The sequence below is a fragment of the Lentzea sp. NPDC004782 genome (assembly GCF_040609115.1).
In the GTDB taxonomy this organism is placed as follows: Bacteria; Actinomycetota; Actinomycetes; order Mycobacteriales; family Pseudonocardiaceae; genus Lentzea.
On record NZ_JBEXJN010000158.1, the window covers coordinates 1 to 1,495 of the forward strand.

The window sequence follows — 1,495 nt, forward strand, 5'->3', positions numbered from 1 at the left end:
CGGATGTTGTCAGGTTGTCCGGCACAACCTCTGATGACCGCAAACCACTGATCGGTGAGCACGCGGTCAGGAGCTCGTGGGCTGGGAGCGATCCGGTGTCGTTGTCGGAGGAGCAGGAGGAGTCGATCGTCGGGTGGCGCCGCCGTACCGTCGGGCCGCAGTTCCTGGTCGACCACATCAAACGCATCCTGACCGAGGAGGGGTTCGCTGCATTCACGCTCCACGACAGAGCGGGTGGCCTGAAGTCCGGCAGGGCTCGGGATCTGCTCTCGCGGTGGGCGGAAGGCCTGCAAGGCCTCTCGCGGCGGGACGCAGGCCTGAACAACAACGACGGATCCCCGCTCATCCAAGCGGATGTTGTCACGTTGTCCGGCATAACCCCCTCTGACAAGAAACCACTGATCAGTGTGAACGCGGTCCATACAGCGTGGGCCAGGGCTGATCCGGTGGTGTTGTCGGAGGACGAGGAGAAGTTGATCATCGGGTGGCGTCGTGGTGTCGGCGGGCGGCAGTTCCTGGTGGAGCACATCGTAGACGTTCTGCGCGACGAGGAGAGGTCCGCGCGATTCATGCTCCGCGACGGAAGCGGTGCCTTGAAGTCCCCGAGTGCCCGGGACGTGGTCTGGCGGTGGGCGAAAGGCCTGAACGGCTTCTCGCGGCGGGAGGCAGGCCTGGACGGCGTGAGCGGCAAGGACGGATACCCGCTCGCCCCAATGGCTGTTGTCAGGTTGTCCGGCATAACCCCCTCCGACAAGAAACCCCTGATCAGTGAGACCATTGTCAGGGACTCGTGGCGTGCGGCTGATCCGGTGGTGTTGTCGGAGGCCGAGGAGAAGGCGATCGTCGGGTGGCGCCGCCGTCTCGACGGGCCGCAGTTCCTGGTGGAGCACATCGTAGACGTCCTGCGCGACGAGGAGAGGTCCGCGCAATTCATGCTCCGCAACGGACTCGGTGCCTTGAAGTCCCCGAGTGCCCGGGACGTGATCTGGCAGTGGGCGAAAGGCTTGAGCGGCGAGAACGACGACGACGGATCCCCGCTCACCGGGGAGGCTGTCGCAGCGTTGTCCGGCTACCCCCCCTCCGACAACAGCACACTGATCAGCGGGCCCACGGTCTATAGATTGTGGCGTGGCGTGAAGGAGCGTGAGGCCGGTGGCAATGAGGTCGGTGCTGGCCGCGGTGACCAGCCGACGGGGTCAGGAAGTGAGCCCGCACTCCATCCGGTATCAGCGCCGCTGGGGGTCGAGGAGTCTGCGAGCTGGTCCGGACCGCCTCAGACGCCGATGTCCCCGGCGGGAACACACGATGATCCTTCTGCATCAGACCCGCTGGTGATCGACGCCGTCGACGAGCCAAGTGAGCGTGGCGCGGACCCCGGCATGGATCCCGGACCAGAGGGACAGGGTGCGGGTGTGTTGTTCCCTGCTTCCGGGGTGCCAGAAGGCAATCTGGCCGGTGGTGTCCTTATCGGACACCAGCCGGCCGGACACCACCC

The 1,495-nt window shown here is 65.6% G+C and carries 1 protein-coding gene; it reads left to right on the forward strand.

Annotated elements, in window-relative coordinates; all coding sequences use genetic code 11:
- Positions 1-14 precede the first annotated feature (14 nt).
- The coding region (locus tag ABZV40_RS46410) for a hypothetical protein (RefSeq protein ID WP_355456516.1) at positions 15-1,495 on the forward strand (1,481 nt) is incomplete at its 3' end.